The 811-nt window shown below is 60.8% G+C and carries 1 protein-coding gene and 1 pseudogene; both read right to left on the bottom strand.

All coding sequences use genetic code 11. The features are described 5' to 3' along the window. Positions 1 to 144 precede the first annotated feature (144 nt). A complete protein-coding gene (locus tag ACSHSS_RS30275; protein WP_445545975.1) occupies positions 145 to 576 on the bottom strand; it encodes a hypothetical protein in 432 nt (143 codons plus the stop codon). Continuing rightward, positions 573 to 743: pseudogene (locus tag ACSHSS_RS30270) on the bottom strand (DUF6441 family protein); the annotation flags it as partial. The gene ACSHSS_RS30275 and the pseudogene ACSHSS_RS30270, both read right to left, overlap by 4 nt. Positions 744 to 811: the final 68 nt, after the last annotated feature.

Genomic DNA, 811 nt, shown 5'->3' with positions numbered 1-811 from the left:
TCGGTGATCACCTTCATCCGAAATCGCTGATCACGTTCACCGAAATACGCAATAGGTGGATTCGAACGCGGCCAAGAGGCTGGCGTTCGCGCCATAGGCACGGGCCATACAGAACTCCTTTTGGATGTGATTTCAGATGTGATTTCAGGAAAGCGGTCCGGCACTGCTGTAGTGCAGGACCACGGGCAGTAGGCAGGCCTTGATGCCGCTCGTGCCCTCGGGGGCCAGTTCATCGAACTTCGGCTGACCGATTTCGGCGTACTCGACGACACCGGCGAGCGTCCGGTCGGCTTCGATCAGGGAAGCCAACTCGGTGAGCAGCCCATCCATGCGTGAATCACGCGCAGCGGCATCCGGGTCGGCGACAAACAGTTCGATGGCCACCTGGTGCTGCCAGTGGTAAGTCAGTGGCGAGAGCGATACCTCGGGCTCGCCCATCTCGCCGTCGCGCAGAATCGTCATGGCGTGGTCCGCGATACGCTCGGGCAAGGCGGCGTTGCGTTTGACTACCGTGCCCAGTGACAACTGGCCGAGCACGGCGAACAAAGCACCGATGGCGTTCTCTCTTTGGCTCATGTGGCTGCCCCTTTGCGGTCGGCTTCATCGAAACGGTTGGCAATGCGCTGGGCCAGCGTGCTGACCCACCGGCGCGCGCTGCGGTCGATGTCGAATTTCTTCTTCAGGGTCACTTGCGGAACCAGCAGGAACATCGGGACCGTGACCAGTCCTCGGCCGGTGGTCTGGGCCTTTTGTGAGGCGGCTGCGTATTTCGGCGATGGTGATCAGACGTTTCGGTGAACGTGATCGGTCT

The organism is Burkholderia sp. BC1 (assembly GCF_052683555.1).
The sequence above is the reverse complement of the archived record's forward strand: the minus strand, read 5'-3'. Positions and strand labels throughout refer to the sequence as shown.